The following is a 26,621-nucleotide window of genomic DNA, read 5'->3' on the forward strand; positions in this document are numbered from 1 at the left end:
TATTTTTTACAGATCGACTTGAGCCTTCTCGCCAGGTGCGACCTGAACTTCATGAGTCCCGAGCTTGAAAGCTACCGCCTCGTTATTATCCGCTCCGGCTTCAACGACAACGCCGGTCGGCATGACCCGAACCTTGAAGGATTGACCTCTCAGGATCAGCGGGAGCTCCACCGCCTGCCATTTGTGCGGCATCGATGGTTTAATGCTCACCGTGCTTCCATCGAAAGAGATCCCGGCGAAGCCAAGCACGGCCGCCATCCATGCCCCGCCATTGGCCGCGGGATGCGTGCCGCCGATATACAAATCCCCGACGTATTGCTTGGAATCCCCGGTAAGATCAATGGTCGCCGTTCGCAGGAAGTAGGGATATGCCCATTCCGATGAACCGATATCCGCGGCCACCAGAGCATAGATACAGGAGCTAAGGCTTGATCCGTGCTCGGTGCGAGGTTCGTAATACTCCCAGTTCGCCTTCTTCGTTTCCCGGTCGTAATGGTTCTGGAACAGATGCAGCATAAGCACCACGTCGGCCTGCTTCAGGATTTGCGTGGTCGTAGCCAGGCCGTTGCCCCCGCCCCAATATTCGTTCTTGTTCAACACTCTCGATTTCAGCTCCGGCAACGGTACGTCTTCAAGGGTATAGTATCTATCGAACTGCTCGATCAGCTTAGTCTTGGCGTCCGGCTGCGGCACATACAGGCGATCATGCAGATCGCGGACCTGTTCCGGCTGAATCGCGCTTCTCTTAACAAGCGTTTCATATTGCTCCGGGTCGTTCGCGCGAAGAAAATCCATGGCTTCCAGGGCAATGTATAGGGCTCTTTTGACCAAGGCATTCGTAAACGCGTTGTTGTTCACCCGCTCATGGTATTCGTCCGGTCCGGTAACATCGAGAATTTCGTAGCGCTGCTTGCCGGGATTGAAATAGGCATAGGAGTAAAAGAATTTTGCGCACTCCCATACCGTTTCCGCTCCGCCGTTCAACAGGATGCTGTCGTCGCCGGTAAAGCTGTAATACTGCCAGATCCCGTAAGCCACGTCCGCGCTGATGTGCACCTGCTTGTCGCGGAAATAGGTGCGCATCGGCCGCCCGGTAAACACATCGTTCACGTTGAACAGCGTGCAAGCGTCATCGCCGGTCTCCTGGCTCTCCCAAGCATAAAACGCGCCTTCATAACCGTATTCCGCCGCTTTTCTTCTCGCCCCGTCCAGCGTATGAATCCGGTACATCATCAGATTACGGGCCGTTTCCGGCTGCGTGTACAGAAAGAACGGAAGCATGAACATTTCCGTATCCCAGAACACGGCTCCTTTGTACACCTGACCCGACAGTCCGCGGGCCGGGATCGACAGCTTCTCCGAATGCTCCGGCGCGATGATCAGCAGCTGATACAGGCTGTAACGCAGAGCCAACTGAGCCTCTTCGTCGCCTTCAATCACCACATCGGCGCGGCTCCATTTCTCTTCCCATTTCGCCGCGTGCTCCTTCAGCAGCGATTCGTACCCGAGCCCGGCTGCTTCGCGGCTCAGCCGAAGCGCAGCTTCGCCGGCATCTCCCGTGCCGTCCAGGCCGGTAAACACCGCTGCGTATTTATAGATCGTATACGTTTCGCCCGCGCGGCACGGGATCCGGATTTCCCGGATCGGTGAACCGGAGGTCGTCGATACTACCTGCTCACCAACATTGAAGCTTGCCGTTTCCGCGACAGCCACAGGCACTTTCAGCTCCCGCGTCATTCCGGCAAGCAGCAAGCTGCCTTCAGCTTCACGACCGGCTAACCCTTCGAGATGCGGGCCGTTAATGTCCCACACCTCGCCGTCGATCCCGGTCCGGATCACCAGCTCACCGTCCGCGCTGGATTGCACCGTTAATTTGGCGGCGAGCAAATTCAACCGCTCCGCGCTGCAGAACCGCTCCGCCGTCAGCGTGACCCGGCGTTCCTCCGCCGCTCCGCTGGGAACACGAAACACCGTCCGGCGGCGATGCACCGCCCGCCGGATATCGAGCTGCTGCTCGTGCTCCAGCAGCTCCACCCCAGCCCCGGCCCCGGCTCCGCCAGTCAGGACGCCGAGAGGCGTCCCTTCCCACTCGAGCCGGGTAAACAGCCCGTTCGGCGCGTTCACCGGCTCGCGCCATTTCCCATCCACCCGGTCATACAATCCGGCCAGCGTCGTGGCCGTCAGCTCCTCCCGGGTGAATTCCTCCATCGTCCCGCGGTATCCCATGTACCCGTTGCCGATCATGAATTTATTGCCGTTCGCGGCAATGCGTTCTTTATCAAAGCCCTGTTCGCGTAGGATCCAATCCATAGCCATGGTCATCCTACCTTCACCTGGTCCAAAGAAACCTTGATGCCCTCGGAGCCTACCCGATAGGTTTGGCCGTAGAGGGAAATATCCACGGGTTCGCCCGACTCGGCCCGGAAGGTCGCATATTCCTTGTTCACTTCCACAGCCAGTTTCGTACCTTGGAACGTAATCGGGAAGCTGTAATGCCCCCAACGCTCAGGGATGCTAGGGTTAAACACCAGCTTCTCCCCATCCGAACGCATGCCGCCAAAGCCGTATACAATGTTCATCCAGGCTGCGGCAATCGACGTCGTATGCAGCCCCTCCCGGGTATTGCGGTTGTAATTGTCCAGATCGAGCCGTGTAGCAAACTCAAAGAACTTGTAGGCTTCCTCCGGACGGCCGATCTCGGCGGCGATGATCGAATGGATCGACGGCGACAGCGACGATTCATGGATGCATCTCGGCTCGTAATAATCGTAGTTGGCGCGCTTCTCCTCGAGCGTGAACTGCCCGCTGTATAGGAACAGAAACATCAATACATCCGGCTGTTTGATCATGTCGTACCGGTACAATCGATCATAGGACCAATGAGAATACAGCGGAAATTCCGTCACCGGAATAGCGCGGATATCCAGATGGGGCATATCGAAAAAGCCGTCATGCTCTTCATAAACGCCGCTTTCCCGGTCCTGCGGAATTTTCATCATTTCGGCCTTGTGCTTCCAGTCGGCCATCTCCTGCTCCGTCAATCCGAGCCGCTCCGCAAGCGCCTCAAAAGCAGCCGTCTCCTCGTCTCGCATTTGCCGGATCACATCGAGCGTATATTCGAACATTTTTTTCGCCATCAGGTTGATGTAGCAGTTGTTGTTAACCATGAGTTGGAATTCATCCGGTCCCATGACGCCGAAATACCCGTATTCCCCGGTCTTCTGCCCGAACTGCCCACGGGTCGCGTAGAAGCGGCTGATCTGAATCAGCATTTCCAGGCCTTTGTCGTATAAAAACCCGGTATCGCCCGTTATGTTGACGTAGTGGCGGATGCCGTAGGCGACGGCAGTCCCTACATGCAATTGCAGGTTCGAGTGCTGCCACAGATCGCAGCTCTCCGTCCCGTCGATCGTGGCGATCGGATAGAACGCCCCTTCGCAGTCCAAATCCTTAGCCCGCTGCAGTGCGTAAGGGAGTGATTTATAACGGAACTCCAGCAGACTTTTGGCCGCCTTCGGATTGTTAAAAATATAAAACGGCAGGCAATATGACTCCGTATCCCAAAACGCCAGGCCCCGGTAAGCTTCGCCGGTCAGCCCTTTGGCCCCGATATTGAAGCCCGGGTTATCGCCGTGGTAAGTCTGATACATCTGAAAAATGCAAAACCGGATCCCTTGCTGATTCTCAGGATCTCCTTCGATCACAATGTCCGAGGATTTCCAGACTCTTGTCCAATACGCCAGCTGCTGCTCGGCAGCCTTGTCATAACCTATGCCGGCATATTGCCCGGCCAGTTCAATCCCTTTTTGCCAAACGGATTCGTGATCCAGAGAGAGGTCTTTTTCCGCATAATTCACAGCCAGCTTATCGAGCGTCGTGCTTTTCCCTTGCTCCAGCTTGAGCGTGACGTTCCGGCCGATAAAACAATCGCTTTCTACGGGCGAGCTGTCCAGCAAGTCGGAAGCTTCCAGCCGGAAGGCGGAGAACAGCCGGTTCTTCGTATTCACGGTTTGGGCCAAAATACCGGACATTCCGCCGGTTTCCTGCCGTTTCAACGTCCCCCAGTAGCCCCGGCCCTGATCCTCATGCTGGACGGAAAAATCCAGACCTGTACGAACCTGTACCGTGCCGGAGAAATTCAGCGGTTCGAATACGATCCGCTGACAGCCCAGGTTGGAGACAGTCATACTGACAAACCGCTCGAACCGGAGCTTTATGTCTTTTCCGTTGCGCAAATGCCAAACCAGCTCCCGGGTATAGATTCCGCTTTTGAAATCCAGCTCTCTGCGGAAATCGGAGAACCGGCTTCCGGCCAAATCCAATGTCTCTCCATCCATCGTAATCCGGGTATACAGCCAATCCACCGCATTCACCATGAAGCGCAGCGATTTGATAATCCCTTTATAGTGGGCTGCAACCTTGCTCTCTTCAAACAGCCCATTGAAATAACTTCCCAGCAGGCTATCTCCGCCGTACCCTTCTTCCGGATAGCCCCTGACCCCCATATATTCATTTCCCAGCGAAAAAATCGACTCGGAAACCCGGTTGCGCACCGGGTCAAATCCTTCCTCAACGACTTTCCAGGGATCGACCAGCAAGTATTTGTCTGCGATTTTCGGCATGATCCTTTCCTCTCCTTTACGCTTTTGCTCTGTACTTCTCCAGATTAGCCAAAAGCGCAAGGCCGCCCAATGTCCAACTCTCATAAGCTTATGTGCATTCTTACGGAGTTTGGGTTACGAAGGATCCGCCGCGCAGCGGAATCCCATATGTCCCGTAGAGCTGTCCGCCGTATTAAAGGTCCGTGCGGAAATCCGGTACCGGCTGCAATAAGAACTGTGGCACAAGTAGGACCCTCCCTTGATCAATTTCACGGAATGGTCCGTTAAGGAGGGGTCCTGGTCCTGCACATTCCGGTTTGCGACGAACGTATCCGCGCTCCACTCCCATACATTTCCCGCCATATTATAAAGCCCGAATTCATTCGGCTCATAGTTGTCAACCGGGGCGGTGCCCCGGAACCCGTCTTCGGCGGAGTTGATCTCCGGGAACTCGCCCTGCCAAATATTGCAGTGATGCTTCTCGCCTTGATGCAATTCATTTCCCCAAGGATACCTAATGTCCGGTATTCCGCCTGAGGCGGCATATTCCCATTCGGCTTCCGTAGGCAGACGCTTGCCCGCCCACTTGGCATAGGCATTCGCATCATTCCATGACACGTGTACGACCGGATGGTTAAGCCGGTCTGTAATCGTGGAGTTCCCACCTTCGGGATGTCTCCACTGGGCTCCCTGGACACCAAACCACCACGGTGTGCTCTCCGGCACGCCGATGATCTCCTCTCTTGGAACGGAATCTGCGAATAAATGGAAAACAAACGACCATCCGTATTGCTCGGCATCGGTGATATATCCCGTTTCCGCGATGAAAGATGCAAACTGCTCATTGGTAACCGCAAACCGGTCTATGTAAAAAGAGTCGAGCTTCACCTGGCGGCGTACCGTCTCCCCGTCCTCTTCCGAGCTCTCGGCAAACGAGGAGCCGAGTAAATATTCCCCGGCTGGAATCACCGCCATTCGGGCCGGATCGAAGACCGTGCTATGTTCTGCGCCGACACGGGTTTCCGTCTTAGGAGCCACCAGATTTCTTGATACTGCGCAGCATGATTTCAAATGAGAAGATGACTTGGACATCATAATCGCACTCCTGGCGTAATGGATTTTTATAAATAGCAAAACTGCCGAATCACCCAAGTATTCGGCAGCAGTCTAGCCTTACAATAGATTACATTATTGAATTGAAGTGCTGGGCTCGTTCTCCCCGTTTACAGGCACCTCCTTGCCAACCGTAACGCGGCGCACGACCCGGTGTTCCTCGTAATCGGCGATCGCGTAATGCTGCGTGGCCAGGTTATCCCAGATCACCACATCGCCTTCGCTCCATTGCCAGCGAACGGTATTTTCCAGGCGCTCTACATAGGAATCGAAAATGCTCAGCAATCTTTGCGAATCGCCGCTGCTGAAGCCGGCCAATTTCTTAACGAATCCGCCTAACAGCAAATGCTTCTTCCCTGTTTCAGCATGAATGTGCACCACCGGATGCTTTGTCTTAAACACCGTGGATGAGAATACGGCCCTTGCCTTCTGTAACGCCTCCTCACCTTCTTTGGTCAGGGATCCGTAATCATACTCATTCGTATGAATGGCCCACAGTCCATCCGCCAATTCCTTCAGCTCCTGAGGCAGGTCCTCATAGGCCGTATTCGTGTTAGCCCATACCGTATCTCCACCAACGGACGGAATCGTTACGCCTCTTAAGACCGAATATTTGGGCACCTCCGTGACGAAGGTTACATCCGTATGCCAATGATTCGCCTTGGCCCCATGCTGGGAATCCAATTCAAAAATATAATTGGTCTTGTCTTTGACAGGAACCGTAGGATGGGCATAAGGCTCGCCCAGCAATTTCGCGAATGCTTCCTGCTCGGCATCATCCAAATGATTCTGGCCCTTGAAGAAAATAACCTTATACTCTATTAGTGCCTGCCTGAGCTCTTCGAACACTTCCGGATCCAAGTCCCCTCCAAGCTTCACTCCCGTGATCTCCGCACCAATCCGCCCCGCTCTTGGAACCACTTGCAATTTCTGTTGTTGTGTCGGCATCTTGTCTCCTCCTCGTTATCATTCTATTAATTTTTATAAAATAGCTCGCTCGATTCGCCATGCAGATTCTTCGGCACATTCTTGCCGACGGTTACGCGTCTTACGATCCGCTGCTCGGTATAATCATCCACGGCATAATGCTGTGTGGCCAGGTTATCCCAGATCACGACATCGCCTTCCGACCATTGCCAGCGTACTGTGTTTTCCAAACGAGTAACATAAGATTGAAGGGTGCTGATCAAAGATTCGGACTCACTGCTCGAGTAACCGACTAACTTTTGCGCAAAATTGCCGAGCAGCAAGTGTCTTTTTCCCGTTTCCGCATGCACATGAACTACTGGGTGCTTCGTTTTATATACGGTGGCCGCAAACGCATTGCCAAACTTCTTGGCAAGCTCCTCGTTGCTGGCCCCTTTGTAAACCGTTAGCTTCGCATAGTCAAATTCATTGGAATGAATCCCCCAGGCTTCATCCGCTAATATTCTCAAGCCTTCCGGCAGATCCTCATAAGCTGTATTCGTATTGGCCCATACCGTGTCCCCGCCCACACTAGGAATTTTCACTCCTCTGAGTACGGAGTATTTGGGAATCTCCGGAACGAAGGTTACGTCCGTATGCCATTGATTTGCCCGGGCGCCCGAGTGAGAGTCAAGTTCCAGGATCGAGCTCGTGTTGTCCCTGACCGGTACGGTTGGATGGGCATACAATTCGCCGAGCAACCCGGCGAACGCTTCTTGCTCCGCATCATCCAAATGGGTTTGGCCCTTGAAAAAAACAACCTTGTACTTCAGCAAGGCCTGCTTGATCTCATTGAACACTTCCGGTGCCAAGTCTTTACCTAACAGGACGCCCTGGATTTCCGCCCCGATGCGGCCTGCGACAGGCACCACCTTGAGTTGCTGCTGAGTCGTCATTTCTCATGCCCTCCAATATACTTAGATTTATCGATAATCACTTACAACGCATTAGTTTGACAAAAAGAAAAGAGATTTGACGGGAAGCAAACCTTGCTGCTTCTCATCAAATCTCTGCTTGTGCAGTCGATTCGGTTTCTTTAGGAAACTAATGAATTCCATTGTATTGATTATGCGCTCATGTCTTGAACGTATCTTAGCAGGGCGAAAAAACAAGTGTCAAGCATTATTTTTATTAAACCAATAAACTTAGTTGGTATTATGTATTGATTATAGAATTGATAAATGATAAATTAATACCAATTCCATGCAATGTACGCATTGAATCGACTAGGCATACTAGAGATTCGGCGAAATGACTGCGGTCATTTGGCTGAATCTCTTTTTTGCATTTTACAAGAGAAAGGATGGGAATTGGATATGGCAACCGCTTTGGAGATTAACCAAGTCAGCAAAACATTTAAGAATGATCGTGGAGGCGTTCATGTACTGGATCACTTGGACCTGACCGTTCAGGAAGGTGAATTCGTAAGTGTCATCGGGCCAAGCGGATGCGGAAAAAGCACGCTGCTCAAGCTCATCGCCGGACTGGATTCCGACTTTCACGGCCAAATCGCGGTGGGCGACCATGAAGTCCACGGCCCTTCGATCGACCGGGGATTTATTTTTCAGGAGCATCGATTGTTCCCTTGGTTGACGGTGGAGAAGAATATTGCAGGCAATCTGTCATTAAGGGATCCCGAGGTTCGTTCCAAAGTGAATCATCTCATCGCGCTTGTGAATCTGGGAGGGTTTGAGAAAGCCTATCCCCGCCAATTATCCGGGGGGATGTCCCAGCGGGTGGCCATCGCCCGTGCGCTGCTGCGCAATCCGAAGGTTCTGCTGCTGGATGAACCTTTTGGCGCCTTGGACGCTTTTACCCGGGCTCATTTGCAGGAAGCTTTGCACGATATTTGGGAGAAGAACAAAACGACGATGGTGCTCGTTACTCACGACATTGATGAATCCGTTTATCTGTCCTCCAAGGTTGTGGTGATGGATGCCAAACCGGGGCGGATCAAAGCCGTTGTTCCGATAGACCTTCCGTACCCGCGTACAAGATCAAGCAAGGCCTTCCAGGAGTTCAGAACCGTCATTCTGGAACATCTGGACCATAAACCTAGCGAGCCCGATGATTTCAGCATTTAACTCACTTTATTCCCGGAAACAGACATGAGAAAGGAGTAGCATCCTAATGACAACGATAACTCTAGCGGAAAACAAAGAAAATACCTTAAAACGAAAGAAAAGGTCATGGGACCGGGGGCTCGCCCTGTTTAGAGCCTTGTTTTTACCGGTTGTGGCATTGCTGGTGTGGGAGGTGTTGACGAGACTGGGAGCTTTGCCGTCCCTTCTGTTCTCTTCTCCTTCGCTTATTCTAACCCGGGCCGTCAACCTGATCTCCACGGGAAAACTGTGGGAGCATATGGAGATCAGCCTGTTCCGCGCGCTGCTGGGCTTCTTGCTCGGAGGCGGCCTGGGCCTGGCGTTTGGCATCATCGTCGGAATGAACCGGAAATCCGAGCAATACATCAATCCCTCATTTCAAATGATCCGTACCATCCCGTTGTTGGCGATCACGCCGCTATTCATTTTATGGTTCGGCTTCGGCGAGTTGTCCAAGATTCTGCTTATTTCGCTAGGCTCTTTCTTCCCCTTATATTTGCAGGCTTTTCTGGGAATCCGAAACATCGACAACAAGCTGTTTGAAGTCGCGAGAATTATGGAATATACCCGCCTTCAGCAGATTACGAAGCTGATGATTCCCTCCGCCCTCCCCAATATATTGCTGGGAGTAAGGTTATCCCTCAGTGTTGCGTGGATGTGCCTTGTAGCCGCTGAGCTGCTGGGCGCGGATAAAGGCATAGGCTACATGATCCAGGATGCCAGGTCATTTATGCAGACCGACACCGTCTTCGTCGGAATCATCATCTTTGCGCTTGCCGGCAAACTGTCCGACTCCTTCGTTCGTGTGCTGGAAGAGAAGCTGCTGAGATGGCAGGATAGCTTTAAGGCTTAAACCAATGCTTAGTTTAAAACCGATTACGCTGCACCAAAAGGCGCCCCCCATTGGATTAAATCCAATGAGGGGCGCTTAGCATGTGCGATTAATAGTGTCTCATTGGATGAAATCCAATGAGACGAACAGAATGGACACGGATTTACTCTTAACTCCGCCGTTCTGTTGGATTTTATCCAATGAAACTAACGACGTATGGATTGAACTCCCCTATTGATTGGATAATTTCCAATGAAGAGCCACTTCTCTATCATAATCCGCAAAAGATACGCAAAAAAAAGCACGCGCTGCCGTTGTACATGCGAGCGCGTGCTTTCTACTACTTCCTGATTCCTTCAATGTAAGTATTATCTACATAAGGCTTGATGTCCAGCTTCTCGGTTAAATATCCGAGATCCGTTAAGATGTCTGCCGAATCCTGCAGCTGCTTCAGTATTTCCTCCGAAGGCGGGTTATTCTCATACTTGGCGTTGGAGGCGAAGGTTTCGATTAACGCCCGGTCACGGCCGGAGTTTTTTGCCGCCAGCGTAATGAACTCTTCGTGGTTCTCCTTCTCCAGCTGGAGCGCGCGGTCAATGACCTTCAGGAAGATTTCCACGGCCTCCGGATGTTCCTTTGCGAATGCCCCGCGGGCGATGTAAAAGGTCGGGGATACGACATCCAGAGATTCTCCCGAGGCGATCAGCTTCGCACCGTTCTTGTTCAATTCGATTTGCGCGAACGGATCCGCGGTCACCCAAGCATCCAGCTGCCCGGTCTGGAATGCCGGCTGCGCGTCCGTGATGACCAGATTAACGGCTTTTACATCATCCAGTTGAAGATCGGCTGTTTTAAGAGCTTTCAGGAGAAACACATGATGGGAAGTCCCCAATTGAACTCCTATTTTCTTGCCCTTCAGGTCGGCTATCTCTTTAATGTCGCTATTCGCCGGTACGATCAAGTAGTTTACTCCGTACAATCCGTTAGACAGCAGCGAAACCAATTTAACGTCCAGCTTGTTGTTGATACCCGATAAAATAGCTCCTTCGCCCAAAACGGCCAGGTCAATCCGTTTCGATGCCAGCCCTTCGTTGATCGGGGGCCCTGCAGGGTGGTTCGACCACTCCACATCGGCGCCTATTTTTGCCAACTCTTCTTCAAGCCACCCTTTTTCCTTGATTACATGCAGGTTGGACAGCCCCATATTTGCGACGCTGACCGTGAATTTGGCTTTGGCATCTTTGGCATCTTTGGCATTGGCCTTTCCTTCCGTGCCGGCGACGGTCGATGAATTGCAAGCCGGCAAAATGATGAGCAAGACGATGAACAATAGCAATATCGATAATCTATATTTAGGATAATTCATGGGCAAAACCCTCTCTTCTCATAAGTATGGTCCATTAATCCACTAATCTATGAATTTATTAATCTACGGCCAATTCTTTGGCGACCAAAGACTCCTGATCGCGAATGTATTGAGGAATCGTTACGCGAACCTCCTTAAGCTCTCCCGAAAATATAAACGGAGATTCATAGTTGTCGCTTACCGGGGTTTGCGCGCTTTTACCGACCGAGAACACGCCCGGACCCGTAATATAAGCGACTTTCAGAATATCGCCTTCCCCGGCGAACAGTTGGTCCACATACAGCTTTCCGGTTTGAGTCTCGGCGGAATAATCAAATCTTACCGTAACCGGCCCTACCGGCAATTCCTCGGCAGACACGATCACATAATGCTGTTCTCCGATAAAATTGTAATGGTAGACCAGACGATTGTTCTGCACATAAAAGGCAAAACCGCCGAATCTCCCGCCGCTCGCGAGAATGGCTCCCTCTTGGTCCGCCGAAGTCCGGACAAGATCCGCCTCAATGGAATGCGTCAGTCTTGGATTGAAGAGAACGTAATGATGGTACCCTTCCGTGCCCGGGTAGTATTTGTGGGTTACAGCTTTCGGGCGCTGCCCTCCGCCGCTGAATTTCCCCAGTATGCCGCGGCCGTCGATAGGCAGCACTCCGTACAGTTCAGCTTCCTTCCACCATAATTGAATTAACTCCTTCAGCTTTTCCGGCTCGGACTGGGCAAGATCGTTATTTTCCGAAAAATCTTTATCCACATGGTAGAGCTCCCACTTGTCATCGTCGAAGGAGGTCCCCGGGATATGGTAGGTGACGGCTTTCCAGCCTTCATGATAAATGGCGCGATTGCCCAGCATCTCATAATATTGCGTCGTTCTCCGGCTCGGCTCCGACGGTTGCTCGAAGCTGTACGCCAGACTTACGCCTTCTATGGACTTCTGCTGGATGCCCTTCAATTCGGCAGGCGCCTGGATCTCCGCCAATTCCAGAATGGTAGGGACCACATCGATCGCATGATGATACTGACTGCGAATCCCGCCGGCATCCTTGATCTTATCCGGATACGAGATGATGAACGGGTCTTTGACCCCTCCCGCATGAACGAAAGTCTTATACCATTTCAAAGGCGTGTTTCCGACCTGCGCCCACCCGATCGGATAATGATTGTATGCCTCGGGGGTTCCCAGCTTATCGATATGGACAATTTCCTGCTCCGCCTGCTCGGCTTCCCCGTTGAAATTTTTATACTCATTCCATGTACCTATTTGCTGTCCTTCCGGGCTGGCCCCATTATCGGAAACCAGGACAATAATCGTATTGTCGAATTGCCCGATTTCCCGGAGCGCATCCAGGAACCGGCCGATATGATAATCCGTATGATCGAGAAAACCGGCGAACACCTCCTGCATTCTTGCAAATAACTGCCGTTCCGTCGGCGTTAAAGAATGCCATGGCTTGACTCCGGGATTGCGCGGAGGAAGCTGCGCGTTTTGCGGAATGATGCCGAGCTTCTTTTGCCGGCCGAACCATTGCTCGCGGGCAACGTCCCAACCTTGATCGTACTTGCCGGCGTATTTATCTATGAATTCCTTGGGCGCATGATGGGGGGCATGTGTCGCCCCGTATGCGAGATACAGAAAAAATGGTTTATCCGGCGCCGCGCTCTTCTGTTCACGGACATATTGAATCGCCTTGTCGGTCAAATCCTCCGTTAAGTGATAGCCTTCCTCCGGTTGTTTCGGTTGGTCAATGTATTCATTTCCCGAAACCAGATCAGGGTTCCACTGGTTCGTCTCCCCTCCCAAAAACCCGTAATACCGTTCAAAGCCGCGAGATAACGGCCAATGCTCAAACGGCCCCGCCAATGATCTTTCTTCGGACGGAAGGAGATGCCATTTGCCTACAGCCAGCGTGCTGTATCCTTCTTCTTGTAAAATTTCGCTGAGCAGCGCCGTTTCTTTACTGACCCGTCCCCGCGAATTCGGAAACCCGTTGTCGATATCGGCAAGGAATCCCATGCCTGCGGAATGATGGTTTCTTCCCGTCAGTAAGCAAGTACGGGTCGGGGAGCAGATGGCAGTCGTATGGAAGTTGGTATAGCGCAGTCCCCCGTTCGCCAGCTTATCGATATTCGGCGTCGAAATATCCGAACCGTAGCAGCCCAGATGCGAGTAGCCCGTATCGTCCAATACGATATAGACTACATTCGGCGCTCCCTCCGGCGGGCGTTTCGGCTCGGGCCACCATGGCTTGCTGTCTTCGTAATACGGCTTAATTTCCCCTTGAAACTCATTGGACATGTTCTCAGCTCCTAATATGAATTGTTATCCAGCGCGCACAAAAAAAGAGATTCAATAAGGAGGCGAGGCCTGCTTATTGAATCTCTGGTTAACCAGTCGATTTCACGGACGGCTATTCTTTTGTCGCAATGAACTTCTATTTGAATGAATATTACCAGCTTGAAAGACGGCGTGTCAATTTATTTTCAATTATTCCTATAAAAATAATATGTTTTATATTTGTTTATAGCGTAATCCTATCACCGTGATTCGAACTATATATTTCACCAATTATTGTTTCTGCGTAATAATGGAATCAAGAAAAGTGAAAATGAATTAAAAATACGATACAGGCAAGGGAGGCTACCGTGATGGCGGAAAGCAAGCAAGTTTGGCAGCCCGGATTGTATGATGACAAGCTGGGCTTTGTATCGGAATACGGCAAGGACGTTGTGGAACTGCTTCAGGCCCGGACCGGAGAACGAATTCTCGATTTGGGCTGCGGCACGGGGGACCTGACTTACGAAATCTCGAAAACCGGGGCGGAAGTGTTCGGCATGGACCTTTCGGCACCGATGATTGAACAAGCTCGTCAAAAATACCCGTCGCTCGACTTTCGTGTCGATAACGCCGAAAGCTTTGAACTGGATTTCCCGGCGGACGCCGTGTTCTCCAACGCCGCGCTTCATTGGATAAAGGATGCGCAAGGCGCAGCCGCCTCCGTTTGGAACGCGCTGAAACCCGGAGGACGCTTCGTCGCCGAATTTGGCGGCAAGGGTAACGTAGATGTAATAATTCGTAGTCTGTCCGCCGTATTGGAGAAAGACTACGGCGTGGCTGCCGGACCGTTAAATCCTTGGTACTTTCCGAGCTTGGCCGAATACAGCGCTTTGCTTGAGGAGCTAGGGTTCCGGGTCATTTATGCTGCGCATTTCGACCGGCCCACCAAGCTGGGAGAAGGCGAAGACGGTTTGTCCCACTGGCTGAAGGGATTCGCCGAGGACTCCTTCTTGGCTTCCTTTGATGAGGCTGAAAAACTGGCCATTCTTCAAAAAACAGCCGGTTTGGCACGAAGCGAACTGTTCAAGGAGGGCTGCTGGTTCGCCGATTACGTCCGCCTTCGCGTTGTGGCGGTAAAGCCATAATGAATAAACGATTCCTTGACTTCAATAAAAAAGGCCGTTCTGCGGGATGCAGAACGGCCTTTTTACCGAGTTAGAAATTATAAATTAATGAATGCCGTTTTTAACTTCGGACTGAATTGAACATCCAATCCCAAACCGGTTGCAAGTAGGGCTAGTGGAACATACGTCTTTTGTTCCTTTCCGACTTTGTGCAGAAATGCAGGTGCTGCCGTATCTACCTTGATTCCGTCCGCAGTGATTTGCTTCGCGCCAACCGGGATGACCACGGTCCGTCCCGCATACGTAATCGTTGCCGTACCGGCTTTAGAGTCCCAACGCGACTGGCCGCCGATAGCATCCGTAATATCCTTCAGGGCGACAAAGGTCTGTCCGTTCTTAACCACCGGGGCATAAGGAGTGGATAACTCTTTTCCTTTAACGACAATTGAAATAGGAGTTTGTCCGGATTTCGCCGCTGTTTCCTGATAACTTCCCCAAATATTCTGGGACATGACCTTGGCGATGGCTTCATAGCCCGACTGATTGGGATGTACATCTTCATTAAAGATATGCGTCAGCGACAATTCTTTACCGATAAAAGTCTCGGCCACATGCGCCGCCTTAACCTTTTTGCCATCTGCGTTAAACTGGCTTACCATCTCATCCACGGTAGAGGTGAAGCTTCCCGATACCTTGGTCAGCTCTTCGTAAAGCGCCGCTCCGGCCACTTTAGGAACCGGTTGATACTGGTCGGCCAGAACAATTTGCGCGTTCGGATTGATTTCCGTCAGAATCGAGACCACTTGCTGTACATTCGACTTGTATGTATTCAGCAATTCTGCAGCCTTGGCCTTAAGCTCATCATTCGTCAGGCCTTTCGCTTCCGTCAAAAGCGCGGAGACGTCGTTCCCGCCGATCGTAATTGTGATTACATCCGCCTGTTCAAGTTTGGTCTTGGCGTTAGGCACGCCGGAAGCGAATTCCGGAAGGCGCGGATCGCGAAGCCCTTCCTGGATATACCCTGCAGCGATTGCCTTACCTTCTTTGATGGCCGTGACGTAGTTGAATAATCCGCTTGTTTTCAATCCTAAAATCCCGTAATTGACGACCTCGGCCCGGCCATGGAACAAAGCCTGCTCCTTCAACCGGTCGACATATCCGTAAGGTACGGCATTCTCGGCCATGCCCGGCTCATATCCGGCCGTAATGGAGTCGCCCAGCGCCACGATCAATTGGCTCGCCGGAATCGTCGGAGCGCTCTGCGTTGCCGGATTCCCCGGCGTACTTGCATCATTCTGAGCAGGTGCCGCCAGCGCCGACGCTCCACTCCCCAGCACCAGGGCGGCTGCCAGCATCCCCGATACCAGAACCCGGCTCCTATTTTTTAACTTATAATTATTCATACACACACTCCTTCTATAAAAATAATAAAGCACCCCGATTTACTCGGGGCACCCCCGTGGTCAATCTTATTCCTGATCCGGGTCCGGTTTCTGTCCCCGTCCCTTATCGCTATGCTCCGTTTTCTTCAAATAATCATCATAGCGGCCGTCGATTTCCTTGGCCATACTGCGATATTTGCGCGTCTCTTCCACTATCGGGTCAAGCGTGGTCTGCACCCGGATTTCATATCGGGGAGATAACCGTCTCCGCTCCTCTTCCCGGCGTTCTTCCTCGCTGCCGTACTCTTGCTCCGTCAACAATTCACTGAGTTCTCTTTCGAGTTCCTTATTGTCGCTCATCTAATGGACACTCCCTCCGGTTAAAATGGATGATGAGAAGCCCTTACCTGAACCTAATCGAATCTAGCAACCCGTGGCTCCAGCCGCCTTAATGGCAGCCAGCAGCTGATCCTGGATTTTGCCGTTGCTTGCGATCAGATTCCGGACTCCGATGTCATAAGGATGGCCTGTGGTATCCGTCACTATTCCGCCGGATTCCGCAACCATCAGAGCCCCCGCCGCCGAATCCCAGGCGCTGAGATTCACCTCATAGTAACCGCTGAGCCGGCCGGCGGCCACATACGCGAGATGCAGTGCGGCCGATCCCCCGGCACGGAGGCTGCGGGTTTGTTCCGACAATGCCGTGATCCCCTTTAGATTGATCGGCGCCGCGACCTTGCGGTCGGGATTAAAGCCGACGGCGATGACGCTATCCGCCAATGCCGACTCTTGGGATACCCGGGTCGGATTGCCGTGCATATATGCTCCTTTACCCTTTTCCGCCACGAACATTTCATCCCGGGTCGGATCGTAGATAACCCCGATGATCACATCCCCTTTATAGGCAAGGGCAATGGATACGCAGAAGAAAGGGAAACCTTGTACAAAGTTGGTCGTCCCGTCTATCGGATCGATAATCCATAAGTATTCGGCGCTCTTGGCTTCAGTAACAGCCGCCGCCGATGCCTCGGCTCCCGGAGCCACTCCTTCTTCTCCCAATATTTCATGGTCGGGAAAATGGGTATGAATCAGTTTGCGGATCATCGCTTCCGCGCCCTTGTCCACATCGGTGACCAGGTCCTGAGGGGAAAACTTCGTGTTCAAGTCTTTAACCATGCCTAATCGGCTCTTAATCCATTCCCCCGCCTTGGCCGCGCAATTGATCGCTACGGCCATCGGACTTTTACTGCCTACAACATAAGGAATACTAGGTTTGGATTCCAATGGTTTCACACTACTTTCTTAATATTTTCTGATTTTTACGTATTCATTGTTCATCGCTCTATCAATCTTGCAAAATTTCCCTTTTTCAAACTATACGCCACCCGGTGCGCAAAGTTGCGCCTTTTCCGCCGTTCTCCAAGGAAACGGGCAGCCTGTCCGGACTACGTTATTTCATATATAAAAAGTCCGTACCCGGCTTGCCTTGATTCGGCGGCACCGGAAACGAACTTTTCAGATTCTTGCAGACTGGTTATGCGCCGACGATATTATAACCGCCGTCGACATAAATGACTTCGCCGGTAATGCCGCGTGACAAATGGCTAAGCAGGAACATCGCGGTGTCGCCCACTTCCGCCGTCTCCGTCGTTTTGCGCAGAGGTGCTTTTTCCTCAACCTGCTTCAGGATGGAATTGAAATCGCTGATGCCTTTAGCCGCCAGCGTCCGGATCGGACCCGCGGAAATCGCATTGACCCGGATGTTTCTCGGACCAAGGTCGTTAGCCAGATAGCGGACGGAAGACTCCAGTGCCGCCTTTGCTACGCCCATGACATTGTAATTGCGCATCACGCGCTCCGCGCCCATATAAGTCATGGTCATAATGCTTCCGCCTTCAGTCATCAGCTGAGACAGGCGTTGCGATACGGCCACGAGCGAATATACGCTGATATCGTTGGCCAGTGCAAAGCCTTCGCGGGAAGTGTCCAGGAACTCGCCGGCCAAATCCTCAGCCTTGGCAAAAGCGATGCTGTGCACCAGACCATGTAATACGCCGAATTCGGCGCGCAGCGTGTCCGCCAGCTTGTCGATTTCTTCGTCGACTGTCACATTGCAAGGGAGAATGAGCGAATTCGGAAGGGTCTCCGCCAGCTTGCGCACTCGCCCCTCCACACGCTCGCTTTCGTATGTAAACGCTAGACGGGCACCTTGTGCCGCCAAACTTTGGGCAATCGCCCAGGCAATGCTGCGGTCATTGGCCACGCCCATGACAATAATATTCTTTCCAGCCAACAAATCTCCCATGTTTAAAGGCCTCCTTAAAATAATCCGGTATCGTTTTGTTCAACTTACCTTATTTCCCCATTAATTTCAAGAACCAAAGGCCCAGTAGATCATGGCTGAATGCGAACGCTGGCCCCATCCAGAATTTCTACACCCTCTTCTGCATATCGGGCGAGGTCTTCCATTAAAGCAAACAGAGCTCCATCCTTCAGCTTGGCTTCAAGCATCACGTCAACCCGCTCCGTCCCTTTGGCGGCGATCTTCCGAAGGAAGTCAAGCAATGGGGCCGCGATCACATGATCGGCATGACCGCGGGGATCGCTTACGCTCTTGGGACTGGAAGCGTGAATCTTTGGCGGCAGAGGATCCCCCGCCGGGGAACCCGCCTGAGCAAACGGGCTTGTCCAAGTTTGCAGAATGCGCGGCCATAAATCAGCGGCGTCCTCGCCCGTGTTGTTCACCCAGTGATGGTGAATATCCAGCACCATCGGAAGGCCGAGCGCTTCACAAATCTCCAGCGTCTCCAGGGCATTGAACGTTTTGTCATCGTTCTCCACGGTCAGCCTCTGTTTGAAGTCGTCGGGCAAAGCCGAAACATTGTCTTTAAAGCGCGCTCCGGCGGAAGGCTTGTCCCCATAAGCCCCGCCCACATGGATATTGTTCTTGGCCCGGCCGTCCAGCCCCATCGCTTCCAGCATGTTCACGTGATACTGCAAATCCCTCACCGAGCTCAGCAGCACTTCCGGTCTAGGTGTACTGAGTACGGTGAAATGATCCGGATGAAACGAAACGCGAAGTCCGTGTGTCTTCACATAATCGCCGACTTCGGCAAACGGCTCCCGAAGCGCTTCGAAAGGATCCCAGTCCGCAAGGGCTTCATGAGTGGCCAATGGAATGAGCTTTGAGGAAAAGCGGTATACATGAATGCCGCTCGCTGCATTATGCCGTAGCAACCGCAGTGAATTGTGCAGGTTCTCTGCGGCGATCGATTCGAGCCGGCGTACTGCCGCCTCGCGGTCCGACAGGCCGCTGAACGTCTTGAACGTCATGGTCCGGGATGGCGAAGCATTTGCCACCACCGTGGACATCGCGACATAGCCGAACCGGACGATCACTTGGATCCGGCTTCCCCGAAGAACATCTCATGGGCGAGCGCCGTCTGAACGGCGGATTCTTCGTCCGTCAGCGGGCGGATCAGATCCAGCTCCACCGCCGTAACCTCTTCGCCGTTAAAGTTGATCTCGGCCACGCAGGCCGTGATCTTCACGATCGCCACAGCCTTGTTGTCGGGCGTATAAGCAATTACCTTCTGGCCCGTCGGGAAAATGCGAAGGCCTTGCTTCCGCATTTTCCCGCGTCCGTATTCCATCAGGTCGAACAGTTCTTGCTCATTTTTAAATTTGCATACCGAATTGAATTCCGTTTGAAAACCCATCGTCTCTACTTCCTTTCCTTCTTGCAGTTTTGGAGATCTGGAGTTTGACGTATCGGACGAATCGGATCGGGCTTGCGTTATTGGACCCCGTTCTCGAAATCCAGCTTCTGCCGTGTTTCGTAGCGTTCCAAGGCGAGCCCGATCAGCCGGTCGAGCAATGCTTCATAAGATACGCCCGTTTCACGCCAAAGCAGCGGATACATGCTGAACGGGGTAAATCCGGGCATCGTGTTCACTTCGTTAATCCAGATACTTTCGTCGGATTTCTTAACGAAGAAGTCGGCACGGCACAGCCCGCTGCCAGCTATCGCCTTGAACGCCTTCACGGCCAGATCGCGGACGCGATCCGCCAGCTCCGTATCCAGCGGAGCCGGAATCAGCATTTGCGATTTGCCGTCCAGATATTTGGCTTGGTAATCGTAATATTCGCCGGAGGATACGATCTCTCCAGGAACGGACGCAAGCGGCTCATCATTGCCCAATACGCCGACCTCTACCTCCCGAGCATCGACGAATTCCTCGACGATCACCTTCACGTCGTAGCGTAACGCGTGCGCGATCGACTGAATCAGCTCTTCTCTCGTTCTCGCTTTGGAGATGCCGACGCTGGAACCCAGGTTTGCAGGTTTAATGAAGCAAGGATAGCCCAGCTTCTCTTCCATTCCCTGAATCAGAATATGGCTGTTCCGCTCCCATTCCGAAGCTGTGAAATAGCAGTATTTGCACTGCTCCAGCCCCGCCTCCGCGAACAGCTTCTTCATGATCACTTTGTCCATGCCCGCGGCTGAAGCCAATACGCCGGCTCCTACGTAAGGCAGGTTGGCCATCTCGAACAGGCCCTGGATCGTTCCGTCTTCCCCGTTCGTGCCATGCAGCAGCGGAAAAGCAACATCGATCGCCGCTTCCCCGGTCGCAAGGCCTTTGAATAGCAAGTTAATGGCATCCGTCGTACCGCCGGTTCCCGCATCCAGCTGCAATTGCTCCTGCGACGTAAACGGGGAAGTCAACTTATCACCGACTCTCCATTCCCCCTGCTTCGTAATATAAAAAGGAAGTAATTCATATTTCGCGTAGTCAAACGCTTTTGAAACCGCAAAGGCCGTCTGCAGCGAAACTTCATGCTCTCCCGATTTTCCGCCGTAAATCAGCCCCACAGTCAATTTTTCCTGTCCCATGCGCAACCTCTTTTCAATAATTGTAACGGGGCCAAAAAACCAAAGTTCCCCTTAGTATGGTCAGAACCGGTCCGAAATATGGAAAAACCGGTACACGGTATTCTCGGTCCATGCATACGAATCCCGGTAATCCCAGTACCTGTGCTTGCTTGGCACGGTGTGGGCGTTTACCAGAGGCATACCGCCCGCGTCGAACGCGGTTACGATCGTGCTGTGCTGATAGGCTCCGTTTCCGTCCCAATCATAGATGATGACATCCCCAAGCTGCAGTTGCTCCGGCCGGTCGACGAGCTCGGCGCGCAATCCGGATTCACTGCCCCCCAAAAAGCGCTCCAGGGCATTGGCAACCGACCAGCTGTAACTCCAGGCCTCTTTGTCGCCGACATATCCCTTGTACCACCAGCCCGATTCTCTTTTTCCAGTATAGTTTATTGGGGCTCCGCCTGCAAAGAGGCTCTGGGAGATATAGTTGGTGCAATCCACCTCAAAGGCGGCGAATTCCGGATTGAATCCGTCCCACCAACGGTCCGCATATAAAACGGCGTCTTCCCTCAGGTAAGGCACGCTTCGGAGTCCGCCCCCGCCAAGTACTTCCCGGTTCAAAAACGGTCTGGCCGCACGCGCCCTTCCGCCGGAGCCGTCCGTTCCAAAGCCTGCCGGCAACGCCGCCCGGGGACTTCGTTCAGGGACTGGCTGAATGACGCGGGTGATGCTCCATCCTTCGCCGTCCCGCTGAAGCGTCAGACGCTGCTTGTTAATACGCTCCTCCCGGTGGCGGGCGCCCCCCTTTTCGTAGTCCATTTTTTGCGCGAGGAGCATTTCCACTTCCATCTCGCCCTCACGGTTCTCAATTTCCCGCAAAAGACGAGCCCGGGTTTCACTGCGAAGCGGGACAGCCCCGCGTTCCTTGTACCATTCTTCCAGCTTCCGCTTATGCAAGCTGCGATGCATCAAATATTCAAGGTCGGTGATCATGGTGTTTTCCGTCCGAGCCCGATAATCCACCTCATCCTGGTTGTATTCGTTCACATAAAGAGATAACGCCTTTTTCCATTCTTCCGCCATCGTTAGACCTCCTTATTCCACATCCGTACCCATTATGAGATTTATATGAACCCGCCTGACCGAGTATGTACTATACGTTCTTCCCGGACAAGCCTTGTAAGCCTATTCACCCGCGGCAATACGCATCAATTCCCGGTCAAATGAGTACAAAAAGTTCTTTACTCGCCGAAGGGAGAACGGTATACTTAATATAGTGAGTTTTTGAAATTGTGTTTCATCTAGTGAAACAAGGAGGTTCATTCATGTCAAAGAACGATTTATTCTCCAGCAGCCGTACGCTCGAAGTCGGTGGCAAGAGCTATCGCTACTATGACCTGCTGGCTTTGGAACAGCAAGGGCTGGGGAAAGTAAGCAAATTGCCGTTTTCCATTAAAGTTTTGCTCGAAGCCGCCGTCCGCCAGTTTGACGGAAGAGCCATTACCGAAGAACATGTGAAACAAATCGCCGGCTGGAGCGAGGGCCGGGACGAGAACAAGGAAATTCCGTTTATTCCTGCACGGATCGTGCTTCAGGACTTTACGGGTGTTCCGGTCGTAGTCGATCTGGCCGCGATGCGCGACACCGTTAAGAAAGCGGGCGGAGATCCGAAACAGATCAATCCGCTGGTTCCCGTCGATCTCGTTATCGACCACTCCGTTATGGTAGATGCTTTCGGAACTCCGGACGCTCTCGAATATAACATGAACGTGGAATTCGAACGCAACGAAGAACGCTACCGCTTCCTGCGGTGGGCGCAAACCGCGTTCAACAACTTCCGCGCCGTACCTCCGGCTACCGGGATCGTGCACCAGGTCAACCTGGAATACCTCGCTTCCGTAGCCGCCACTAAGCAGATTGACGGCGAAACGGTCGTATTCCCGGATTCCCTCGTAGGTACGGATTCCCATACGACGATGATCAACGGTCTGGGTGTCGTAGGCTGGGGCGTCGGCGGGATTGAAGCCGAAGCCGGCATGCTGGGACAGCCGCTGTATTTCGTTGCGCCTGAAGTCATCGGCTTCAAGCTGACCGGCAGCCTGAGTGAAGGCGCTACGGCGACCGACCTGGCGCTTACAGTAACACAAATGCTGCGTAAAAAAGGCGTGGTCGGCAAGTTCGTCGAATTCTACGGACCGGGCCTTGCCAACATCAGCCTTGCGGATCGTGCTACAGTAGCCAATATGGCTCCTGAATACGGTGCAACCGTCGGCTACTTCCCTGTCGACCAAGAGACGCTGGCCTATATGCGCAGCACGGGTCGTTCCGAGGAGCAAATCGCGCTCGTCGAGGCTTATTACAAAGCACAGGGCATGTTCCGCACAAGCCAAACGGAAGATCCTGAATTTACCGATCTCATCGAGCTGGATCTCGCTTCCGTCGTACCGAGCCTTGCAGGGCCGAAACGTCCTCAGGACCGGATCGAACTGACCGATATGAAGGATAGCTTCAACGGCATCATCCGTACTCCGGTCGATAAAGGTGGTTACGGACTGAGCGACGAGAAAATCGAGCAAAAGGTGCCGGTGAAGCATACGAACGGCGATACTAGCGTACTGACCACAGGCGCGGTCGTGATCGCCGCAATTACGAGCTGTACGAACACCTCGAATCCGAGCGTTATGCTGGGAGCGGGCCTGCTGGCCAAGAAGGCCGTTGAACGCGGCCTCAAGAAACCGGGCTATGTGAAGAGCAGCTTAACCCCGGGCTCCCTGGTCGTTACCGAATACCTGGTTAAAGCCGGACTCATCGAGCCGCTTGAAGCGCTCGGATTCCACGTTGCGGGCTATGGCTGCGCCACTTGCATCGGGAACTCGGGACCTCTCCCTGACGAAGTCAGCGCGGCGATCGCCGAGAACGATATGACCGTTGCCGCCGTACTGTCCGGTAACCGGAACTTCGAAGGCCGCGTGCACGCTCAGGTTAAGGCGAACTACCTGGCTTCCCCGCCGCTTGTTGTAGCGTATGCGCTGGCAGGTACCGTCAACATCGATCTGCAAAATGACCCGCTGGGCTATGACCAGAACGATCAGCCGGTATACCTGAAAGACATCTGGCCTACTTCCGCGGAAATCAAAGAAGCGATCGGCCTGTCCGTCAGCCCGGAAATGTTCCGTGCCAAGTACGAGAACGTATTTACCCAGAACGAGCGTTGGAACTCCATTCCGGTTCCGGAAGGCGAGCTGTACGAGTGGGACGAGAAATCCACTTACATCCAGAATCCGCCGTTCTTTGAAAAGATCAGCGACGGTCTCTCGGACATCGCCGATATCCGCAGCGCCCGCGTGCTTGCCCTGCTTGGCGATTCGGTCACGACCGACCACATTTCGCCGGCCGGCAACATTTCGCCGACCAGCCCTGCAGGCATTTACCTGAGCGACCGCGGTGTCGCCCGCAAAGACTTCAACTCCTATGGTTCGCGCCGGGGTAACCATGAAGTCATGATGCGCGGCACGTTCGCAAATATCCGTATCCGCAACCAGGTTGCCCCTGGCACGGAAGGCGGCGTAACGAAACACCTGCCTACGGATACGCTGATGTCGATCTATGATGCATCGATGAACTACCAGGCGGACGGCCAAAATCTGGTTGTCATTGCCGGTAAAGAATACGGCACAGGCAGTTCCCGTGACTGGGCGGCCAAAGGCACCTACTTGCTGGGAGTCAAAGCCGTCATCGCGGAAAGCTTCGAACGGATTCACCGCAGCAACCTGGTCGGCATGGGCGTACTGCCTCTGCAATTCCAGGAAGGCCACGGCTGGCAGACGCTCGGCATTGATGGCACCGAAACGTTTGATATCGTTGGCTTGAGCAACGATGTGAAGCCGGGCCAACAATTGACCGTTATCGCTACCCGTACGGACGGAACGCAATTCGAATTCCCGGTAACCGCCCGTCTCGACAGCATGGTCGACGTGGACTACTACCACAACGGCGGCATTCTGCAAACCGTTCTGCGGCAAATGATCGCGGAAAACAACTGATAACTGCAACTGCATATATAAACCAAGGCTGCCCTGTTTCCATGAAACAGGGCAGCCTTATCTATTGGATTGTATCTGAACCTCATTCAGCCCTCATCACATGCTCGTCCCGGCCTCGACATTCCATTACTCGGTCGAGCCATTCGCTAGCCAAGGCCTGGAATAGATCATGCTGCTCGATTTGCAGGTTATGTCCGGCCCGATCCAGCATTACAAAGCTGGCATGCGGATATTGCTGGGCATATTCCCACTGGTTTTTGTACCCGACGACATGATCCTGTCTTCCTGTCAGAATAAGTACCGGTTTCATATACGGTTCCCGAGGCATATCCTCATTCCCGGTCAAATCATACCGTAGAGAAATTCGATTCAGAAATTCTTGATCACCCGCCCGAAGCCCGCTAAAAATTTCAGCTTTGAACCGCTCCCAGTTATACTCATCCTGTACTACCTGAATTTCGAGGAATTCAGAGATCCCAGGTTCGTTCTCCAGCCGGGCAAGTACAGTTTTGTCCTTATAAACCGTGTTAGACGGTGGCGCATCATGCAGCGCAATCCCTGCCGTAGGACATATTAAGAGCATTCCGTCGATTTGATCCGGCCTTTTGGACAGCAACGCTCTGGACAAATACCCTCCATAAGACTCTCCTGCCAGCACAAACCGTTGACCGGCAAAGACTTTATCCACGAACTGTTCTACAAGGGTTAGTATTTCGTCCGTACTTTGAATCCATTCTGCCCCCTTCGTCCTCCCCATACCGGGCAAATCAAGGTAAATCCGTTGCCAGCCTGGCCGGTTTTTAAACACAGGCTCCATACAGCCGATCATCAACCGCCGATCGCATCCGAATCCGTGGATGAGCAGTACCGGATATCCGGAACCATGAACTTCATAGTCGATCGTAAGCGAATCCAGAACGCATTCCATAATAAGCACTCTCCTCGTAAATTATACATAGACGTCTATGCTTTATTTTATTCCGAAAAATATATAGATGTCTATATATAAAGCCAAAAAAGGTCATAGCCTTTTGAGAATTCGTTTTAACATATCTTCCAATTGTGCTTGTTCATCCAGGGTTAAGCCGCCGTAGATGGCCTCATTCAGTTGATTTGAAACCGCCCGGAACGTTGGCCCCAGTTGCTCTCCCTTCTCGGTCAGACTGATTAAAATCACCCGCTTGTCTTGCTCGTCTCTTCTCCTTTCCACGTACCCCAACTGTTCCAGTTTTCTGACCAAAACCGTTACCGTTGGCTGAGTGCGGTTAATTTTCTCGGCCAATGCGCTGATCGGCATTCCGTAGGAATGAAAAAGCAAAGAAAGAATATCGCCGTGCGAGGGGACAATGTCCACAACGCCATTCTGTTCCAGTTCGGCTATGATCTTCTTATTTACAGCATCTCTTATTTTACTAATCATGGAAGCGGCATTATGTTCTATCATACCCCCATATTAATAATTCACCGAATGAAGATCAAGGACTTTACATATACAGTTCCATCTGTTATATTCAATGTATAACAGTTAGAACAAAAAAAAGGAGGGTTCTCTTGATTATTGAGCTTGATTTGCAATCAGAGGTCCCCATCTATACGCAGCTGGTCAACCAGATCATCGAAGGCATCGCAAGCGGGCGGCTTCAGCTCGGCGAACCGTTGCCCTCGGTGCGCAGCCTGGCCTCCGATATCGGAGTAAACCTGCACACGGTCAACAAGGCATATACGCTGCTCAAGCAGGAGGGCTATATTCAGGTTCACCGCCAGCGAGGGGTTGTCGTTCACCCGGATGGGATGCCTCCGGTTACCGAGTCATTTGCCGATAAACAGCGCAGCGAACTGCGGCCCATCATTGCTGAAGCGATCTGCAGGGGTATGGGCAAAGAACAGATGCTTGACGTTGTGGAAAGCCTCTACAAAGAGATTACGGAATACAGAGAGGAGAAATAA

22 protein-coding genes are annotated in these 26,621 nt (G+C 52.6%); 5 read left to right on the forward strand and 17 right to left on the reverse strand.

Features of this window, described 5'->3' with window-relative positions:
- Nucleotides 1–6: 6 nt before the first annotated feature.
- From KJS57_RS15590 to KJS57_RS15610, 5 genes are all read right to left on the reverse strand, one after another.
- A complete protein-coding gene (locus tag KJS57_RS15590; RefSeq protein ID WP_213655509.1) occupies nucleotides 7–2,310 on the reverse strand; it encodes a glycoside hydrolase family 65 protein in 2,304 nt (767 codons plus the stop codon).
- Between the two features lie 8 nt (nucleotides 2,311–2,318).
- The gene (locus KJS57_RS15595; RefSeq protein WP_213655510.1) at nucleotides 2,319–4,622 is read right to left on the reverse strand and encodes a glycoside hydrolase family 65 protein; all 2,304 of its coding nucleotides are present in this window, start codon (nucleotides 4,620–4,622) and stop codon (nucleotides 2,319–2,321) included.
- A 114-nt stretch (nucleotides 4,623–4,736) separates the two neighbouring features.
- On the reverse strand, nucleotides 4,737–5,693 hold the full coding sequence (locus tag KJS57_RS15600) for a formylglycine-generating enzyme family protein (protein WP_213655511.1): 957 nt from the start codon (nucleotides 5,691–5,693) through the stop codon (nucleotides 4,737–4,739).
- 96 nt (nucleotides 5,694–5,789) lie between these two features.
- On the reverse strand, nucleotides 5,790–6,662 hold the full coding sequence (locus tag KJS57_RS15605) for a TauD/TfdA dioxygenase family protein (RefSeq protein ID WP_213655512.1): 873 nt from the start codon (nucleotides 6,660–6,662) through the stop codon (nucleotides 5,790–5,792).
- Nucleotides 6,663–6,688: 26 nt separating this feature from the next.
- Nucleotides 6,689–7,576 carry a TauD/TfdA dioxygenase family protein gene (locus KJS57_RS15610; RefSeq protein ID WP_213655513.1) on the reverse strand — a complete coding sequence of 296 codons (888 nt, stop codon included), beginning with the start codon at nucleotides 7,574–7,576 and terminating at the stop codon, nucleotides 6,689–6,691.
- A 420-nt stretch (nucleotides 7,577–7,996) separates the two neighbouring features.
- Here KJS57_RS15610 and KJS57_RS15615 point away from each other — a divergent pair, with 420 nt between their 5' ends.
- Complete coding sequence (locus KJS57_RS15615; protein WP_213655514.1) at nucleotides 7,997–8,764, forward strand: ABC transporter ATP-binding protein; 768 nt, start codon at nucleotides 7,997–7,999, stop codon at nucleotides 8,762–8,764.
- 46 nt (nucleotides 8,765–8,810) lie between these two features.
- Nucleotides 8,811–9,635 carry an ABC transporter permease gene (locus KJS57_RS15620; RefSeq protein WP_211023654.1) on the forward strand — a complete coding sequence of 275 codons (825 nt, stop codon included), beginning with the start codon at nucleotides 8,811–8,813 and terminating at the stop codon, nucleotides 9,633–9,635.
- Nucleotides 9,636–9,954: 319 nt separating this feature from the next.
- Here KJS57_RS15620 and KJS57_RS15625 read toward each other — a convergent pair whose 3' ends face one another.
- Nucleotides 9,955–10,980, reverse strand: coding sequence for an aliphatic sulfonate ABC transporter substrate-binding protein (locus KJS57_RS15625; protein WP_213655515.1), 1,026 nt, complete (start codon nucleotides 10,978–10,980; stop codon nucleotides 9,955–9,957).
- Between the two features lie 58 nt (nucleotides 10,981–11,038).
- The gene (locus KJS57_RS15630; protein WP_213655516.1) at nucleotides 11,039–13,270 is read right to left on the reverse strand and encodes an arylsulfatase; all 2,232 of its coding nucleotides are present in this window, start codon (nucleotides 13,268–13,270) and stop codon (nucleotides 11,039–11,041) included.
- 350 nt (nucleotides 13,271–13,620) lie between these two features.
- On the opposite strand from KJS57_RS15630, the gene KJS57_RS15635 reads away from it, so the two are divergent.
- Complete coding sequence (locus KJS57_RS15635) at nucleotides 13,621–14,394, forward strand: methyltransferase domain-containing protein (RefSeq protein ID WP_213655517.1); 774 nt, start codon at nucleotides 13,621–13,623, stop codon at nucleotides 14,392–14,394.
- A gap of 77 nt (nucleotides 14,395–14,471) precedes the next feature.
- On the opposite strand, the gene KJS57_RS15640 is transcribed toward KJS57_RS15635, so the two are convergent.
- The 8 genes from KJS57_RS15640 to KJS57_RS15675 form a co-directional block, all read right to left on the reverse strand.
- Nucleotides 14,472–15,776: a stalk domain-containing protein gene (locus KJS57_RS15640; protein ID WP_213655518.1), complete on the reverse strand. Its 1,305-nt coding sequence runs from the start codon at nucleotides 15,774–15,776 to the stop codon at nucleotides 14,472–14,474.
- Between the two features lie 66 nt (nucleotides 15,777–15,842).
- Entirely contained in the window at nucleotides 15,843–16,115 is a 273-nt protein-coding gene (locus tag KJS57_RS15645) for a hypothetical protein (RefSeq protein WP_213655519.1), read from the reverse strand.
- Nucleotides 16,116–16,178: 63 nt separating this feature from the next.
- Nucleotides 16,179–17,039, reverse strand: coding sequence for an inositol monophosphatase family protein (locus tag KJS57_RS15650; RefSeq protein ID WP_373316827.1), 861 nt, complete (start codon nucleotides 17,037–17,039; stop codon nucleotides 16,179–16,181).
- A gap of 250 nt (nucleotides 17,040–17,289) precedes the next feature.
- Nucleotides 17,290–18,060: an enoyl-ACP reductase FabI gene (gene fabI / locus KJS57_RS15655; RefSeq protein ID WP_213655520.1), complete on the reverse strand. Its 771-nt coding sequence runs from the start codon at nucleotides 18,058–18,060 to the stop codon at nucleotides 17,290–17,292.
- Between the two features lie 89 nt (nucleotides 18,061–18,149).
- Nucleotides 18,150–19,154, reverse strand: a complete 1,005-nt coding sequence (gene uvsE / locus KJS57_RS15660) for a UV DNA damage repair endonuclease UvsE (RefSeq protein ID WP_213655521.1) — start codon at nucleotides 19,152–19,154, stop codon at nucleotides 18,150–18,152.
- Nucleotides 19,151–19,474, reverse strand: a complete 324-nt coding sequence (locus KJS57_RS15665; RefSeq protein ID WP_211023670.1) for a hypothetical protein — start codon at nucleotides 19,472–19,474, stop codon at nucleotides 19,151–19,153. Before KJS57_RS15665 ends, uvsE begins: the two co-directional genes overlap by 4 nt.
- A 77-nt stretch (nucleotides 19,475–19,551) precedes the next feature.
- The gene (locus KJS57_RS15670) at nucleotides 19,552–20,649 is read right to left on the reverse strand and encodes a D-alanine--D-alanine ligase (RefSeq protein WP_211023672.1); all 1,098 of its coding nucleotides are present in this window, start codon (nucleotides 20,647–20,649) and stop codon (nucleotides 19,552–19,554) included.
- A gap of 60 nt (nucleotides 20,650–20,709) precedes the next feature.
- Entirely contained in the window at nucleotides 20,710–21,714 is a 1,005-nt protein-coding gene (locus KJS57_RS15675; RefSeq protein ID WP_213655522.1) for an amidase domain-containing protein, read from the reverse strand.
- A gap of 242 nt (nucleotides 21,715–21,956) precedes the next feature.
- On the opposite strand from KJS57_RS15675, the gene acnA reads away from it, so the two are divergent.
- A complete protein-coding gene (acnA, locus tag KJS57_RS15680; RefSeq protein WP_213655523.1) occupies nucleotides 21,957–24,674 on the forward strand; it encodes an aconitate hydratase AcnA in 2,718 nt (905 codons plus the stop codon).
- Nucleotides 24,675–24,756: 82 nt separating this feature from the next.
- Here the strand turns inward: acnA and KJS57_RS15685 are convergent, their stop codons facing one another.
- Nucleotides 24,757–25,602, reverse strand: a complete 846-nt coding sequence (locus KJS57_RS15685) for an alpha/beta fold hydrolase (RefSeq protein WP_213655524.1) — start codon at nucleotides 25,600–25,602, stop codon at nucleotides 24,757–24,759.
- Between the two features lie 93 nt (nucleotides 25,603–25,695).
- The gene (locus tag KJS57_RS15690) at nucleotides 25,696–26,118 is read right to left on the reverse strand and encodes a MarR family winged helix-turn-helix transcriptional regulator (protein ID WP_213655525.1); all 423 of its coding nucleotides are present in this window, start codon (nucleotides 26,116–26,118) and stop codon (nucleotides 25,696–25,698) included.
- Between the two features lie 107 nt (nucleotides 26,119–26,225).
- Between KJS57_RS15690 and KJS57_RS15695 the strand changes: the two genes are divergently transcribed.
- Nucleotides 26,226–26,621: a GntR family transcriptional regulator gene (locus tag KJS57_RS15695; RefSeq protein ID WP_211023682.1), complete on the forward strand. Its 396-nt coding sequence runs from the start codon at nucleotides 26,226–26,228 to the stop codon at nucleotides 26,619–26,621.

This window comes from Paenibacillus vini, assembly GCF_018403325.1.
Classification (GTDB): Bacteria; Bacillota; Bacilli; order Paenibacillales; family Paenibacillaceae; genus Fontibacillus; species Fontibacillus vini.